This is a genomic window from Azohydromonas lata NBRC 102462 (assembly GCF_001571085.1).
Lineage (GTDB): Bacteria > Pseudomonadota > Gammaproteobacteria > Burkholderiales > Burkholderiaceae_C > Azohydromonas > Azohydromonas lata.
Map to the genome: position 1 here is coordinate 48,799 of NZ_BCTC01000032.1, position 14,299 is coordinate 63,097.

General features: G+C 71.8%; 13 protein-coding genes and 1 tRNA gene. 7 read left to right on the top strand and 7 right to left on the bottom strand.

Annotated elements, in window-relative coordinates; all coding sequences use genetic code 11:
• Positions 1 to 160: 160 nt before the first annotated feature.
• The 4 genes from ALA01S_RS13330 to ALA01S_RS13345 form a co-directional block, all read right to left on the bottom strand.
• Positions 161 to 2,080, bottom strand: coding sequence for an autotransporter assembly complex protein TamA (locus ALA01S_RS13330; protein ID WP_084267516.1), 1,920 nt, complete (start codon positions 2,078 to 2,080; stop codon positions 161 to 163).
• Positions 2,077 to 3,243, bottom strand: a complete 1,167-nt coding sequence (locus tag ALA01S_RS13335; protein ID WP_066337159.1) for a vWA domain-containing protein — start codon at positions 3,241 to 3,243, stop codon at positions 2,077 to 2,079. Before ALA01S_RS13335 ends, ALA01S_RS13330 begins: the two co-directional genes overlap by 4 nt.
• Before the next feature lie 103 nt (positions 3,244 to 3,346).
• Positions 3,347 to 5,305, bottom strand: a complete 1,959-nt coding sequence (locus ALA01S_RS13340; RefSeq protein ID WP_066337160.1) for a S9 family peptidase — start codon at positions 5,303 to 5,305, stop codon at positions 3,347 to 3,349.
• A gap of 4 nt (positions 5,306 to 5,309) precedes the next feature.
• Positions 5,310 to 5,897, bottom strand: coding sequence for a GNAT family N-acetyltransferase (locus ALA01S_RS13345; RefSeq protein ID WP_066337164.1), 588 nt, complete (start codon positions 5,895 to 5,897; stop codon positions 5,310 to 5,312).
• Between the two features lie 189 nt (positions 5,898 to 6,086).
• On the opposite strand from ALA01S_RS13345, the gene ALA01S_RS13350 reads away from it, so the two are divergent.
• Positions 6,087 to 7,205, top strand: a complete 1,119-nt coding sequence (locus tag ALA01S_RS13350) for a FecR family protein (RefSeq protein ID WP_157118982.1) — start codon at positions 6,087 to 6,089, stop codon at positions 7,203 to 7,205.
• A gap of 130 nt (positions 7,206 to 7,335) precedes the next feature.
• Here ALA01S_RS13350 and ALA01S_RS13355 read toward each other — a convergent pair whose 3' ends face one another.
• A complete protein-coding gene (locus ALA01S_RS13355; RefSeq protein ID WP_066337168.1) occupies positions 7,336 to 8,178 on the bottom strand; it encodes an AAA family ATPase in 843 nt (280 codons plus the stop codon).
• A gap of 145 nt (positions 8,179 to 8,323) precedes the next feature.
• On the opposite strand from ALA01S_RS13355, the gene ALA01S_RS13360 reads away from it, so the two are divergent.
• Together ALA01S_RS13360 and ALA01S_RS13365 are read left to right on the top strand one after the other, a co-directional pair.
• Positions 8,324 to 9,010, top strand: a complete 687-nt coding sequence (locus tag ALA01S_RS13360) for a c-type cytochrome (RefSeq protein ID WP_084267517.1) — start codon at positions 8,324 to 8,326, stop codon at positions 9,008 to 9,010.
• A 253-nt stretch (positions 9,011 to 9,263) separates the two neighbouring features.
• A complete protein-coding gene (locus tag ALA01S_RS13365) occupies positions 9,264 to 9,659 on the top strand; it encodes a group II truncated hemoglobin (RefSeq protein ID WP_066337176.1) in 396 nt (131 codons plus the stop codon).
• A gap of 15 nt (positions 9,660 to 9,674) precedes the next feature.
• Here ALA01S_RS13365 and ALA01S_RS13370 read toward each other — a convergent pair whose 3' ends face one another.
• Positions 9,675 to 10,301, bottom strand: a complete 627-nt coding sequence (locus tag ALA01S_RS13370) for a Smr/MutS family protein (RefSeq protein WP_066337178.1) — start codon at positions 10,299 to 10,301, stop codon at positions 9,675 to 9,677.
• A gap of 106 nt (positions 10,302 to 10,407) precedes the next feature.
• Positions 10,408 to 11,082, bottom strand: a complete 675-nt coding sequence (gene radC, locus ALA01S_RS13375; protein WP_066337180.1) for a RadC family protein — start codon at positions 11,080 to 11,082, stop codon at positions 10,408 to 10,410.
• Positions 11,083 to 11,148: 66 nt separating this feature from the next.
• On the opposite strand from radC, the gene ALA01S_RS13380 reads away from it, so the two are divergent.
• The 4 genes from ALA01S_RS13380 to ALA01S_RS13395 all read left to right on the top strand — a co-directional run bounded on the left by ALA01S_RS13380 (position 11,149) and on the right by ALA01S_RS13395 (position 14,263).
• The gene (locus tag ALA01S_RS13380; RefSeq protein ID WP_066337182.1) at positions 11,149 to 11,592 is read left to right on the top strand and encodes an FKBP-type peptidyl-prolyl cis-trans isomerase; all 444 of its coding nucleotides are present in this window, start codon (positions 11,149 to 11,151) and stop codon (positions 11,590 to 11,592) included.
• Positions 11,592 to 12,557: a 4-hydroxy-3-methylbut-2-enyl diphosphate reductase gene (gene ispH, locus ALA01S_RS13385; protein WP_066337190.1), complete on the top strand. Its 966-nt coding sequence runs from the start codon at positions 11,592 to 11,594 to the stop codon at positions 12,555 to 12,557. Before ALA01S_RS13380 ends, ispH begins: the two co-directional genes overlap by 1 nt.
• Positions 12,558 to 12,711: 154 nt before the next feature.
• A complete protein-coding gene (serS, locus tag ALA01S_RS13390; protein ID WP_066337195.1) occupies positions 12,712 to 14,010 on the top strand; it encodes a serine--tRNA ligase in 1,299 nt (432 codons plus the stop codon).
• Positions 14,011 to 14,172: 162 nt separating this feature from the next.
• Positions 14,173 to 14,263, top strand: a tRNA-Ser gene (locus tag ALA01S_RS13395).
• Positions 14,264 to 14,299: the final 36 nt, after the last annotated feature.

Here is a 14,299-nt window from a genome sequence, read left to right on the forward strand (position 1 = left end):
CGATGTGTGGACACGGCAACTTCGGTGTGCCTGCGATCCGGCGCCCTGGGATGACGAAGCCATTTGCGCGACCGGCGCGGCAGGCCCCCTGAACACGGTGTTAGACCGTCTAACGCCCTCCATCGCCCAACGCCTCCACCCGCGCCGGCACGGTGCGCGTCTAGAACATCACGCCCACGCTCAGGTGCAGCCGCACGCGCTGCTCGGCCGTGGCGTAGGCCAGGTCCAGCCGCAGCGGCCCAACGGGGCTGCGGTAGCGCAGGCCCAGGCCGGGGCCCCAGACGGGCTGCAGGCCGCCCCAGTGCTGCGCGGCCTGGCCCACGTCCACGAAGGCCGCGCCCCACAGCGCCGGCAGCGCCGCCGACAGCGGGTGCGCCACCTCGGCGCTGGCCGTGAACAGCACGTTGCCGCCGGTGATGGCGCCGTTGACCGTGGGGGCGAGCGAGCGGTAGGCGTAGCCGCGCACCGACTCGTCACCGCCCGCGCGGAACTGCTGCGACTCCGGCACCAGCACGTTGGCCCGCACGAACACCTGGCCCAATTCCAGGCGCGCCTGGCCGTACCAGTTCGCGCCCAAGGGCCGGTAGCCGGTGAGCCGCGCGTACAGCCTTGTAAAAGGGCCGGCCGCGGCGTCGCTGCTGCGGGCCTGGCCCACGGCGCCCTGCAGCGACAGCGTCCAGCCCCGCGTGGGCAGCAGCACGCTGTCGAGCCGGCGCAGCACCACGTGGTGCTGCAGCGACAGCGCCTCGACGTGCGTGGACGGCTGCGCCCTGTCGCCGGGCTCCTGGTTGGAGCTTTCGAACTGCACGAAGCTGAAGCGGTCGGCGCGCGGCGTGGTCTGGTCGCGGCCCAGGCGCAGGCGCAGCGAGCGCACCACGTCCTCGTCCGACACCAGCCGCTCGGCCTGCACGCTCACCAGGTTGCGGTGCATGCCGGGCAGGATGTGCGTGGCCAGCTCGCCCTCCCAGGCCTGGCGCAGTTGGGCGACTTCGACCTTGTCGCGCGCCGTGGCGTCCCAGCCGAGGGCGCGGCGGTGCCAGTGCTCGACGCTGGCGCGCGCGCCGGTGTTGGCGTCCACGCCCAGCGCCACGTTGGCCTGCTGCAGCGGCAGCTCGCGAAGCGCCACCACCACGGGCGCGGCCCCGGGGCCTTGCGAGGTGTCCAGCGTCACGGTGGCGCGCTCGTACAGGCCCGCCAGGTGCAGCCGGTCCTGGTAGTCCAGCAGCAGCGTTTCGCTGGCCGGCGTACCGGGATTGAAGCCGGCCAGGTTGCGCACGGTGGCTTCGTCCTGGCGCTGCAGACCTTCGATGCGCAGCGGGCCGGTGAGGAAGAGGGGGCCGCTGTCGGCCTGGACGGACAGGCGCGCTTCCTGCGTGGCCGCGTCCACCTGCGCGGCGCTGTCCTCCAGCCGCGGCTCGGCGTAGCCGGCGGCGCGCAGTTGCGTGAGCAGGGCGCGCTTGCCGGCGGACCAGTCGGCATTGCGAAAGGGCGCGCCTGGCGGCAGCGGCCAGCGGCGGCGCAACTCCTCGTCCAGCACGTCGGCGCCGCGCTCGCCCGCCTCGCGGCGGCGTTGCAGGTCGCCCGCGATGTCCAACTGCAGTTGCGACACGCGCGTGCGCGCGCCCGGATCGACGACCAGCGCCACCACCGGCGGCGCGCCGTCCTCGCGGCGCAGGCTGACTTGGGCGTTGAAAAACCCCTCGGTTTCCAGCAGCGCGCGCACCTGCGCGGGGGCGGCGGCGATGAGCCGCGTGAGCTCCGTGGCGTCCACCTCGGCGTTGGGCGCGACGCGGCGCAGCCGCGCCAGGTCCAGGTGTTCCAGCAGCAGCGCGCGCAGCGGCGCGTTGTCCAGCTCCACGCGCAGGGTGTAGGGCGGCGGCAGCGCCTGCGCCTGCGCGAGCCGGGCCTGGCCGTCGGCCTCCTGGGCATTGGGCCGCAGCAGCGCGCAGCCGCCCAGGAGCAGCGCCGGCGCCAGCAGCGCCGCCGTGCGCAGGCGCCGGAGTGCTGCCGCCGGTGGCCGCGCTGGGTGCTGCCCTGAGTACTGCCCTAAGTACCGCCGTGGTTGCCGCGGTCCCCTCATTTGCTCAGCAGCCGCATGGCCCCTTCCAGGCCGGCGAGGGTGAGCGGGAACATGCGCGGGCCTATGAGCTGCTGCACCAGCGCGATGCTCTGGCGGTACTGCCACAGGCCTTGCGGCTCGGGATTGATCCAGGCGCAGTGCGGGTAGTGGTGGGCCAGGCGCTGCAGCCACTCGGCGCCGGGCTCCTCGTTGTTGTATTCCACGCTGCCGCCGGGCTGCAGGATCTCGTAGGGGCTCATGGTCGCGTCGCCCACGAACACCAGCCGGTAGTCGTGGTTGTAGGTGCGCATGAGGTCCCAGGTGGCGGTGCGCTCGGCATGGCGGCGCTGGTTGTGCTTCCACACGAAGTCGTAGACGCAGTTGTGGAAGTAATAGAACTCCAGGTGCTTGAACTCGCTGCGCGCCGCGGAGAACAGCTGCTCCACGGCCTTGACGTGCTCGTCCATGGAGCCGCCCACGTCCATGAGCAAGAGAAGCTTCACGTTGTTGTGCCGCTCGGGGACGAAGCGGATGTCCAGCAGCCCGGCGTTGGCGGCCGTGGCGTGGATGGTGCCGTCCAGGTCCAGCTCCTCGGCGGCGCCTTCGCGGGCAAAGCGGCGCAGCCGCCGCAGCGCGAGCTGCATGCCGCGGGTGCCGATCTCGGCCGTCTCGTCGTAGTCCTTGAAGGCGCGGCGCTCCCACACCTTCACGGCGCTCTTTTCCTTGCCGGGGCCGCCCATGCGCACGCCGCGCGGGTTGATGCCGCCGTGGCCGAAGGGGGAGCTGCCGTTGGTGCCTATCCACTTGGAGCCGCCCTCGTGGCGCTCCTGCTGCTCGTCCAGGCGCTTCTTGAGCGTCTCCATCAGCTCGTCCCAGTCCATGGCCTCCAGGGCGGCGCGCTGCTCGGGGGTGAACTCGCGCTCCAGCGTGCGGCGCAGCCAGTCGTCCGGCAGCTCCAGGGCGACGTCGATCTGCTCCACGCCCTTGAAATAGGCGCCGAAGGCGCGGTCGAAGCGGTCGAACAGCGTTTCGTCCTTGACCAGCGCCAGGCGGGCGAAGGCATAGAACTCGTCCACCGAGGGTTCGATCACGCCGGCCTTGAGGCCCTCCAGCAGGGTGAGTAACTCCTTGAGGGACACCGGCAGCCGCGCCGCGCGCAGGCTGTAGAAGAAGTCGATGAGCATTTGGGCGGTCTTCCTGGGGTCGCAGCCGCCAGGGGCGGCGGCCAGCGGCGCGCCCCCGGAATGGGAGGGATTGTGCGCGGCGCGGGGGCGCCGCGGGAGCGGCTCAGCGCGCGGCCGCGCCGGGGTCGTGGCGGCGGAACCAGCGCAGCAACTCGCCCAGCACGCGGCGGGCGTGGCGGGGGCGGCGCAGGTCGGGGGCGTCCAGCACCAGCAGCCGCGAGGGCACCTCCAGCGCCTGCAGCGCGTGGTGGTGGGCCAGGGCCTGCTGCAGCGGCACGCGCGCGTCGCCCGCGGCGTGGACGATCAACATGGGCGTGCGCATGCCCTCGGCGCTGGCCTGGGGGCTGGCGATCAGCAGGGCCTCGGGGTTGGCCCAGGGCAGGGCGCCCAGGGCGGCGACGAAGCGGGGCCAGTCGCGGCTGGCGAGCATGGCGTCCCAGTCGAACACGCCTCCCAGGCAGGCCAGCGCCGCGTGCGGCGAGCGCCGGGCGTTGAGCCAGGCGGCGAGGAAGCCGCCGTAGCCGCCCAGCCCGGCCGCGAAGAGCCGCCGCGCGTCCGCCCAGGGCTGGCGCTGCAGCCAGGCGGTGGCGGCCTGCAAGTCCTGCAGCTCCAGCTCGCCCCAGCGGTGGGTGATGCTGTCCAGGAAGGCATAGCCGTGGCCGGCGCTGCCGTGCACCTGGGCCTGCGCCACCACGCAGCCGCCCAACGTGGCCAGCAGCGCGGGGTTGAAGGCCGTGCTCCAGCGCTCGCCCGCGCCGCCGTGCGGGCCGTCGGGCAGCAGTTGCAGCACGGGGTAGCGGCGCGTGGCGTCGAAGCCGGGCGGGTAGTGCAGCTGGAGCGTGAACTCCTCGCCCAGCGCGCCGGTGAGCGTCACTTCCTCGGCCACGCCCAGGTCCACGCCGGGCAGCAGCGTGTCGTTGAACCGCTCCACGCGCAGCGGCGGCTGCCCCGGCAGGTGCACGTGCACGCGGGCGGGGTGCTCCAGCGCGTCGGCCACGGTCACCAGGGTGCCGGCGGTCTTGTCGAAGGCGCGCAGCCAGCCGCCGCGCACCAGCACCTCGGCACGGCGGTCGGCCACGTCGAAGCGCCACAGGTGTTTTACACCGCGCTGGCGGGCGCGCAGCAGCACGGCCAAACCGTCCTCTTCCCAGCGCAGGGGCGCTTCGACCTCGTGGTCCCAGGCGGCGCTGAGCACGCTCCAGGCGGCCGTCTCGCCGTCCCACAGCGCCAGTTGCGCGGGCTGGTTGTGCTTGAGGCCGACGTGGCGGGCCAGGAAGGCGACGCGCCCGCCGTCCAGCGCCGAGGCCGGCGCGCAGCGCGGGGCGAAGCAGTCCCAGCCCGCGTCGCGCACCAGCCAGCGCAGCGCGCCGCTGGCGAGGTTGAGCTCGGCCAGGGCGCGCGCTCCGCCGGGCTGGCGCGGGGCGCATGCAAAAACGACGTGGCGGCCGTCGGCACTGACGTCCCAGGCGTCGGGGGCGTCGTCCAGCGCGCAGGGCAGCGCGGCGAACAGGTCGCGCACGCCGCCTTCCAGGTCGAACAGCAGCAGGTGCACGGCGCATGGCTCGGCGCTGTCTGCCTCGTGCACGCCCTCGCGCGCCAGGCGCCGCAGCCGGCGCAGGCGGCGGACCTGGGCGTCGGTGTCCGGCAGGTCCGGCCAGGTGCGGGTGGCGGCCAGCAGCCCGCGGCCGTCCGGCAGCCAGCGCGGGGCGAACACGCCGGTGGGCACGGTCGCCAGGGCGCGGGGCGGCGCGGCGGCGTCGGCGGCCGGGTCCAGCAGCCCAAGCTGCGCCGGCGCGTGGGGGTCGCCGGCCGCTCGCGCGGTGCAGGCGATGGCGCCGCCGCGCGGCGCCCAGGCGGGGGCGCGGGCGTCCACGTCCGCCGGCGTGAGCGGCCGGGGCTCGCCGCCGCGGCGCGTGTCCAGCAGCCACAGCCGGGACGCGACGGTGTCGCCGCGGGGCGACTGCACCTGCAGCGCCGCGCGGGCGCCGTCCGCGCACAGGGCGATGGCCGAAGGGTGTTCAAGCCGCCAGGTCAGGCGCGGGTGCAGTCGTCGGGTGCTCATGCGGTCAGCGGCGTTGCAGTTGGCTTTCGAGATGGCGCTTCACCGCGGGCCAGTCCGGGGCGGTGATGCTGTAGACGGCGGTGTCGCGGAGGGTCCCGTCCGGCAGCCGCATGTGGTGGCGCAGGATGCCGTCGAGCTGCGCGCCCAAGCGCTCGATGGCGCGGCGCGAGCGGTGGTTCAGGCGGTGCGTGCGCAGCTCCACGGCCAGGCAGTCCAGCTCCTCGAACGCGCGGCGCAGCAGCAGGTACTTGCACTCGGTGTTGAGCGGCGTGCGCTGCACGCGCTGGGCGATCCAGGTGCTGCCGATCTCCACGCGGCGGTTCACCGCGTCCACGTTCATGTAGGTCGTCATGCCCACGGGCGTGCCCTGGGCGTCGAGCACGGCGTAGGGGGTCATGGCGCCTTGCTCGTGCAGCGCGAGGCGCCGGGCGATCTCGGCATCCATCTCGTGCGGCGCGGGCACGCGCGTGGCCCACAGCTTCCACAGCTCGCCTTCCTGCACGGCTTCGGCCAGGGCAGGGGCGTCGTCGTGGGAGAGCAGCCTGAGGCTGGCGTGATGCCCCTGCAGCGCCGTGGCGGCGGGCCAGCTCATGGGCGGCGGCTCCGCGAGGTCGTTTGCATGGGGTTACAGCGGCGGCAAAGCGGCCTTTGTTGCTTCAAATCCATGGCGCGGGATCATCGCACCATCGCCTGCGGGCGGACCCGAATGCGGGCGTGGTTGTTGGCGTGGGAGCGGGTTGTGGGCGGCAGTGTGGGCGTGCGTGCGCGGTGGGATTTCGTGATGGCTTGCGTGCTGGCCGGCGCCGTGGCGGCGTTGCCGGCCTGGGGGCAGGAAGGGGACCGGGAGGAGGCGGATGCGCCGGCCTTCGCCGCGCCGGCCGGCCCGGCGGACGCGGGCGAAGCCGCAGCCCTGGCCGAAGGCGAGGCGGCAGCGGATGAGGCCTCCGCCCAGGACGCGGCGGTTGAGGACGGGCCGGCCGAGGACGCGCCGCCGCCCAAGCGCCTGGGCGTGGAGCTGCCGGCGTACGAGCCGCAGTTGCTGGCGCTGTGGCGCCCGCTGGACAAGCCGCTGCGCCCGCCGTCCGTGGCCGCGCTGCTGCCGCCGCAAGATTCGCCGCTGTTGCCGCCCGCGCCCTATGCCGCGCCCAGCGTGTGGTCCAGCCAGGCCTACAGGCTGGTGCCCCATACGCCGCTGGCGGCGGTGAGGATTTATGCGCCGCGGCTGCGCGTGCCGCTGAAGGAGACGGCTTTCAGCGCGCCGCGCAGCTGCGCGCCGGACCCGTTCAACAGCGCCAGCACCGACGACTGGCTGGCCCAGCTGCGCCAGGGCTGCGGCCGCGACCAGCTCAAGCTGGGCGTGCAGGGCTCGCAGGTGGAGCTGGCCACGGTGCAGCCCGTGCAGCAGGCGGCGCTGCTGGACAAGCCCCCGGCCTCGCCCAAGGCGCCGGTGAAGCTGGAGCTGGACCAGGTGCAGAGCCACCAGTGGTCGGCCCTGGACGCGCCGCTGACCACCAGCCTGCGCTTGGGCTGGCAGGGTTCGCGCGACAGCACGCTGGGCCAGGTGCAAAGCGACCAGCGCGCGCTGCTGGCCTCCGGCAGCCTGCTGCGGCTGGGGCCGAACGCGGCGCTGGACATGAGCGTGGGCCGCCAGCGCACGGGCAATCTGCGCAGCGGCGAGATGCGCACGCGCACCGCCGTCACCGGGCTGTGGCGCCCGCTGGGCACGCACATGGTCTACGCGCAGTGGGCCGACGAGGCCACGGGCATCGCGCGCGAGCTGGGCATGCGTTGGTGGCTGCAGCCGGGAAAGCTGTCGCTGGACCTGGGCGCGCGCCGCACGGGCGAGGGCCAGCCGCTGGAGCCGCGGGTATCGCTGACCATGAGCGGCTTCCTGCGCTGAGGCTGCTGGCCAGCAGGCCAGCAGGCCAGCAGGCCAGCAGGCCAGCAGGCGCCGGGAGGCGCTTTCAAGGGGCGGATTGCCGCGTCAGGCCGGGGTAATCGCCCCAAGCACTTTCAAGCGAAAGTTGAAATCAGCGGTGCTGGCGCTGCATGGCGACCAGCTTGTGGAAGAGGTTCAAGTCCTGCTCGTTCTTGAGCAGGGCGCCCACCAGGGGCGGCACGCTCACGCGCTCGTCGCCGCTGTGCAGGGCTTCGAGCGGGATGTCCTCGGCCAGCAGCAGCTTGAGCCAGTCCAGCAGCTCGCTGGTGGAGGGCTTTTTCTTCAGCCCCGGCAGGGAGCGCACGCGGTAGAAATTGTCCAGCGCGGCGGCCAGCAGCTCGTGCTTGAGGCCGGGGAAGTGCACGTCCACGATGGCGCGCATGGTGGCCGGGTCGGGGAAGCTGATGTAGTGGAAGAAGCAGCGGCGCAGGAAGGCGTCCGGCAGCTCCTTCTCGTTGTTGGACGTGATGAAGACCAGCGGGCGGTGGCGGGCGCGGATGGTCTCGCGCGTCTCGTACACATGGAACTCCATGCGGTCGATCTCGCGCAGCAGGTCGTTGGGGAACTCGATGTCGGCCTTGTCGATTTCGTCGATCAGCAGCGCCACGGGCTGCTCGGCGGTGAAGGCCTGCCACAGCACGCCCTTGACGATGTAGTTGTGGATGTCCTTGACGCGCTCGTCGCCGAGCTGGCTGTCGCGCAGGCGGCTCACGGCGTCGTACTCGTAGAGGCCCTGCTGCGCCTTGGTGGTGCTCTTGATGTGCCACTGCAGCAGCGGCATGCCCAGCGCCTGGGCCACTTCCTCGGCCAGCATGGTCTTGCCCGTGCCGGGCTCGCCCTTGACGAGCAGCGGGCGCTGCAGCGTGAGCGCGGCGTTGACGGCCAGGCGCAATTCAGGGGTGGCGACGTACTGGTCGGAGCCTTGGAATTTCATGGGCGTGGCGCCGGCGCTGCGGCGGGTTTGCAGGGGTGGCGTTCGAGTATAGGAGCCCCCTAGACTGCGCCTTGACACCGCGCAAGCTCCACCGCCGGCGCCCTCGCAGCAGCAGGGCCGCCTTCATCATCAGCTTCACGAGACGATGACCAAGACCCTTGCCCTGTCGCTGGCCCTGGCCGGCATGCTCCTCTCCACCGCGCAGGCCCAGACCGCGGCCGCTCCCACGGCCCCCGCCGCGGCGCCCGCGCCCTCCGGTGCCGGCGACTCGCGGGTGGCCATGTGCATCGGCTGCCACAGCATCCCCGGCTACCAGGCCAGCTTTCCGCAGGTCTACAAGGTGCCCATGATTTCCGGCCAGAGCCAGAAATACCTGGAGGCCGCGCTGCAGGCCTACAAGAAGGGCGACCGCAAGCACCCGACCATGCACGGCGTGGCCGCGTCGCTCGGCGACCAGGACATCACCTTCGTGGCCGCGCACTACGCGCAGCAGACGCCCGCCGAGGCCGCGCCCGCGCCCGCGACGCCGCCCGCGGCCTCCGCCGAGGTGGCCGCGCTGCTGACCAAGGGCGCCTGCGCCTCCTGCCACGGCGCCAACTTCAGCAAGCCGCTGGACCCGAGCTACCCCAAGCTCGCCGGCCAGCATCCGGACTACCTCTTCGCCGCGCTCAAGGCCTACCACACCGAGAACAACGCCAGCGTCGGCCGCAACAACGCCATCATGGGCGCGCAGGTGAAGCAGTTCAGCAACGCGGAGCTCAAGGCGATCGCCAACTACATCGGCTCGCTGCCCGGCGAGCTGTACACGGTGCCGCAGTCGCGCTTCCGCTGAGCGGCCCGTCCCCGACGCCACGCCCGCGCTCCGGCCTTGCCGGGCGCGGGCTGTTTTTTGGGGGGGACGCACTGGCTTGTCCTGGATAGCCGTGCCGTCCCCACGGCAGCCGGTGCATGGCGCAGGGCCGATACTTGCGGGCCGGCCGAGGCCTTTGCCAAGAAGCTGGAGGAAGAGGGCTACACGCCCACCGTCTCCTGAAAGCGCACCGCGCGGCCGATTCACTTCTTCTCTTTTTTGCAGCACTTCCCCGATGAGCAACGACAACGCGTCCAACGCCTTTGAGCTGTTGGGCGGCGAGCCGGCCGTGCGCCGGCTGGTGGACCGTTTCTACGACCTGATGGAGCTGGAGCCCGCCTATGCCGGTATCCGCCGCTTGCACCCGCAGGACATGCAGGGCTCGCGCGACAAGCTCTTTTGGTTCCTGTGCGGCTGGTTGGGTGGTCCCAACCACTACATAGACCGCTTCGGCCACCCGCGGCTGCGCGCGCGGCATCTGCCCTTTGCCATCGGCCTGGCCGAGCGCGACCAGTGGCTGCTGTGCATGCAGCAGGCCATGCAGGAGCAGGGGCTGGACCCCGCGCTGGCGCAGCGGCTGGAGGACGCGTTCTTCAACACCGCCGACTTCATGCGCAACAAGGGCGGCTGAACCGCGGGCTGAACCTCAGCCCCGCAGCAGCACGATCAGCGCCCCGTGCCCGCCCTGGCTGCCCTGGGCCTGGACGAAGGCGGCGACTTCGCTTTTCTGCACCAGCCACGCCCGCACCTTGCCCTTGAGCACGGGCACGCGCCCGGGCGACCCCAGTCCCTTGCCGTGGACGACGCGCACGCAGCGCAGGCCGCGCTGCGTGGCCTCGCGCAGGAAGCCGGCCAGCCGCTCGCGCGCCTGGTCGCGGCGCAGGCCGTGCAGATCCACCTCGGCCTGGATGGACCAGCGGCCGCGGCGCAGGTGCTTGAGCACGTCCGCGCCCACGTCGGGGCGTCGAAAGCTCAGCTCCGCGTCGGTCTCCAGCAGCGTTTCCACGTCCATCTCGTCGGAGAGGGCTTCCTGCAGCGCCGCCTGCTCGTCGAGCTCGCGCTGGCGCGGCCAGGGCGCGGGGCGGGGCAGGTGGTGCTCCTTGCGGTTGTGGGCCTTGAGCGGCTGCACGGGGCCGACGGTTTGGGCAAACAGGTCCAGGGCGCGCGCCGCCTCGCGCTCACGCGCGTGCTGCTGCTCTGCCTCCTGGCGGCGGTGTTCCAGCACGCGCTTGATGGCATCGAGCTCGTGCAGGCTGCGCAGCTTCACGTTCATCGCAACTTCCCAACTTCCTTGCGCTGCGCGCGGTTCGGTTCACAAGTGTCCGAGAGTGTGCAGGAGCGCACGGCATGCCCGCTGGGCGCCGCCGGGGCGGCCCCGCTCAGAGCAGGCCGCGTTCGGCGAAGGAAACGGTCTGGCCCAGGCCGATGACGAGGTGGTCCAGCACGGCCACGTCCACCAGTTGCAGCGCGCTCTTCAGGCGCTGGGTGAGGAACTCGTCGGCGCGGGAAGGCTCCGCGAGGCCGGAAGGGTGGTTGTGGGCCAGGATCAGCGCCCCGGCGTTGAGCTGCAGCGCGCGCTTGACCACCTCGCGCGGGTAGACGCTGGTCTGCGTGAGCGTGCCGCGAAAGAGCTCCTCCATGCACAGCAGCCGGTGCTGGCTGTCCAGGAAGAGCACGGCGAAGACCTCGTGCTCCAGGCCGGACAGGCGCAGCGAGAGGTAGTCCTTCACCTTGGCCGGCGTGTCGAACACCGGCGAGCGCGCCAGCTCCACGGCCAGCGTGCGGCGGGCGATCTCCATCACCGCGCCGATCTCGGCCTGCTTGGCCGGTCCCAAGCCCTTGATCAGCGCCAACTGGCTCGGTTGTGCCCGCAACAGGCCGGGCAGGCCGTTGAAGTCGGCGAGCAGCTTGTCGGCGAGCTGGAGCACGTTGAGCTGCGGCAGCCCGGTGCGCAGCAGCAGCGCCAGGAGCTCGGTATCGGCAAGCGCCCCGGGACCGCGGGCAAGCAGCTTCTCGCGCGGCAGCGCGTCGGCAGGCAGGTCTCTCAATGGCATGGGTCCAGGGCGGCCTTGAGGCCGGCTCGTAGAATTCGGCCCAGTCTAGACAAGAGTCCATCTGCCGTGAGCACCATACAGCCCGGGGCTTTCCTGACCCTGCATTACCGCCTGTCGGGGCCTGACGGCGCCGACATCGTCAACACCTTCGGCGGCAAGCCGGCCACGCTCACGCTGGGCACGGGCGAGCTTGCGCCGGCCATGGAAGCCCGGCTCATCGGCCTGGCCGAGGGCGCGCACGAGCGCTTCGAGCTGGCACCCGGCGAAGCCTTCGGCGAGCGCAACCCCGAGCTGCAGCAGCGCGTGAAGCTCTCGCTGCTGCGCGAGCTGGGCGACCCCGACGCGCAGTACGGCGTGGGTGACGTGGTGCAGTTCCCCACGCCGGGCGGCGAGGCCAGCTATGCCGGCGTCGTGCGCGAGGTGGGCGGCGACTGGCTGCTCTTCGACTTCAACCACCCGCTGGCCGGCCAGGGCGTGAGCTTCGAAGTCCAGGTCATCGGAGTGCTGTGATGAGCGGCGGCGTGCAGGAAGTGGTGCTGGCGCAGCCGCGCGGCTTTTGTGCCGGCGTGGACCGCGCCATCGAGATCGTGGAGCGTGCCCTGGCCCGCTTCGGCGCGCCCATCTACGTGCGCCACGAGATCGTGCACAACACCTACGTCGTCAACGACCTCAAGGCCAAGGGCGCCATCTTCATCGAAGACCTGGCCGAGGTGCCCGCGGGCGCCACGCTGGTCTTCAGCGCCCACGGCGTCAGCCAGGCCGTGCGCCGCGAGGCGGCCGAGCGCGGCTTTCAGCTCTTCGACGCCACCTGCCCGCTGGTGACCAAGGTGCATGTGGAAGTGGCCAAGCTCGCGCGCGAGGGCTACGAATTCATCATGATCGGCCACAAGGGGCATCCGGAGGTCGAAGGCACCATGGGCCAGCTCGACGGCGGCATCCACCTCGTCGAGGACGTGCAGGACGTGGCCCGCGTGCAGGTGGCCCAGGGCACCAAGCTCGCCGTGGTGACGCAGACCACGCTGAGCGTGGACGATGCCGCCGAGATCCTGGCCGCCGTCAAGCGCCACTTTCCGCAGGTGCGCGAGCCCAAGAAGCAGGACATCTGCTACGCCACGCAGAACCGCCAGGACGCCGTCAAGCTGCTGGCGCCGACGGTGGACGTGCTCATCGTGGTGGGCAGCCCGACCAGCTCCAACAGCAACCGGCTGCGCGAGCTGGCGCAGCGCCTGGGCACGCCGGCCTACATGGTGGATGCCGCCGCCGACCTGCAGCCGCAGTGGTTCCCGCAGGGCGCGCGCGTTGGGCTGACCGCCGGGGCCTCGGCGCCGGACATCCTGGTGCAGCAGGTGATCCAGCGCCTGCGCGAGCTGGGCGCTTTGAGCGTGCGCCGCATGGAAGGCGTGGAGGAGCACATCCGCTTCCCGCTGCCCAAGGGCCTGGGCGACCGCTCCATGGCCGAGTCGGCCCAGGGCTGACGATCGCATCTCTTCGCCGCGCCGCGTTGGGCGCGGCATCTGCCCTGAACGCCGGCCACGTGCCGCCGTGCGGCCTGCACGGTGCGCGCTGGGCGCCGGCAAGCCAGGGCGCGGGGCGGCTTTTTACAATCCCCGCCTCGCAAAGGAATACACCATGCTCGATATCTCTCTGCTGCGCCGCGACCTCGACGCGGTGGTGGCCCGCCTGGAGGCGCGCAAGTCGCCGCAACCCTTCCTGGACGTGGAGCGTTTCCGCGCGCTGGAGTCCGAGCGCAAGCGCATCCAGTCCGCCACGGAGGAGCTGCAGGCCAAGCGCAACACGCTGAGCAAGCGCATCGGCCAGCTCAAGGCCAAGGGCGAGGACACCGCGCCCGTGATGGCCGAAGTCGCCGGCATCGGCGACGAGCTCAAGGCCAGCGCCGAGGCGCTGGACGCGCTGCAGGTGGAGCTGCAGCAGATGCTGCTGAGCGTGCCCAACCTGCCGCACGAGAGCGTGCCCGCCGGTGCCGACGAGACGGCCAACGTCGAGGTGCGCCGCTGGGGCAGCCCGCGCGCCTTCGACTTCGCGCCGCGCGACCACGTGGACATCGGTGCGCCGCTGGGCCTGGACTTCGAAACCGCGGCCCGCCTCTCCGGCTCGCGCTTCGCCTTCCTGCGCGGGCCCATGGCGCGCCTGCACCGCGCGCTGGCCCAGTTCATGCTGGACGTGCACACCACCGAGCACGGCTACACCGAGTGCTACACACCCTACATCGTCAACCGCGAGGCGCTGCTGGGCACGGGCCAGTTGCCCAAGTTCCGCGAGGACATGTTCTGGGTGCTGCGCGGCGGCGACGAGGAGCAGGCCGAGCAGTACCTGATCTCCACCAGCGAAATCCCGCTGACCAACAGCGTGCGCGACCAGATCCTGGACGCGTCGCAACTGCCCCTGCGCTTCACCGCGCACAGCCCGTGCTTCCGCAGCGAGGCCGGCAGCGCCGGACGCGACACGCGCGGCATGATCCGCCAGCACCAGTTCGACAAGGTGGAAATGGTGCAGGTGGTGCGTCCGGAGGACAGCTACGCTGCGCTGGAGTCCATGGTGAACCACGCCGAAGCCATCCTGCAGAAGCTGGAGCTGCCTTACCGCGTCGTGGCGCTGAGCAGCGGCGACATGGGCTTCAGCGCCGCCAAGACCTACGACCTGGAGGTCTGGCTGCCCGCGCAGAACACCTTCCGCGAGATCAGCTCCTGCTCCAACTGCGAGGCTTTCCAGGCGCGGCGCATGCAGGCGCGCTTCCGCAACGCCCAGGGCAAGCCGGAGCTGGTGCACACGCTCAACGGCTCCGGCCTGGCCGTGGGGCGCACGCTGGTGGCGGTGCTGGAGAATTTCCAGCGGGCCGACGGCGGCATAGACATCCCGGCGGCGCTGCGCCCTTATCTGCGCGGCATGGATGTGCTGCGTCACTGCTGAGGTGGTCCAGCGGTGGGGCAGGGCGGCGCTTGGCGGCTTGGGTGAAGCCATTGCCCGGCCCAAGCGCCACCGTCGTGCCCCGTCCCACAAAAAGATGTAGCGTCTCGCCTAAAACTTAGGCTAGAATGCGAGGCTTCACCTGCTGACCAGGGTGAAGTTCCCGGAAAGGTGGCAGAGTGGTCGAATGCGCCGGACTCGAAATCCGGTATACAGGTTTCCTGTATCGAGGGTTCGAATCCCTCCCTTTCCGCCAGCGGTTCTCCGCTGGGGCGCTGCAAAAACGGCAGCT

What these genes read in the sequence shown, in the direction of transcription:
- ALA01S_RS13330 (WP_084267516.1), bottom strand. Translation starts at nt 2,080, where the DNA reads ATGAGGGGACCGCGGCAACCACGGCGGTACTTAGGGCAGTACTCAGGG.
- ALA01S_RS13335 (WP_066337159.1), bottom strand. Translation starts at nt 3,243, where the DNA reads ATGCTCATCGACTTCTTCTACAGCCTGCGCGCGGCGCGGCTGCCGGTG.
- ALA01S_RS13340 (WP_066337160.1), bottom strand. Translation starts at nt 5,305, where the DNA reads ATGAGCACCCGACGACTGCACCCGCGCCTGACCTGGCGGCTTGAACAC.
- ALA01S_RS13345 (WP_066337164.1), bottom strand. Translation starts at nt 5,897, where the DNA reads ATGAGCTGGCCCGCCGCCACGGCGCTGCAGGGGCATCACGCCAGCCTC.
- ALA01S_RS13350 (WP_157118982.1), top strand. Translation starts at nt 6,087, where the DNA reads ATGGCTTGCGTGCTGGCCGGCGCCGTGGCGGCGTTGCCGGCCTGGGGG.
- ALA01S_RS13355 (WP_066337168.1), bottom strand. Translation starts at nt 8,178, where the DNA reads ATGAAATTCCAAGGCTCCGACCAGTACGTCGCCACCCCTGAATTGCGC.
- ALA01S_RS13360 (WP_084267517.1), top strand. Translation starts at nt 8,324, where the DNA reads ATGACCAAGACCCTTGCCCTGTCGCTGGCCCTGGCCGGCATGCTCCTC.
- ALA01S_RS13365 (WP_066337176.1), top strand. Translation starts at nt 9,264, where the DNA reads ATGAGCAACGACAACGCGTCCAACGCCTTTGAGCTGTTGGGCGGCGAG.
- ALA01S_RS13370 (WP_066337178.1), bottom strand. Translation starts at nt 10,301, where the DNA reads ATGAACGTGAAGCTGCGCAGCCTGCACGAGCTCGATGCCATCAAGCGC.
- radC (WP_066337180.1), bottom strand. Translation starts at nt 11,082, where the DNA reads ATGCCATTGAGAGACCTGCCTGCCGACGCGCTGCCGCGCGAGAAGCTG.
- ispH (WP_066337190.1), top strand. Translation starts at nt 11,592, where the DNA reads ATGAGCGGCGGCGTGCAGGAAGTGGTGCTGGCGCAGCCGCGCGGCTTT.
- serS (WP_066337195.1), top strand. Translation starts at nt 12,712, where the DNA reads ATGCTCGATATCTCTCTGCTGCGCCGCGACCTCGACGCGGTGGTGGCC.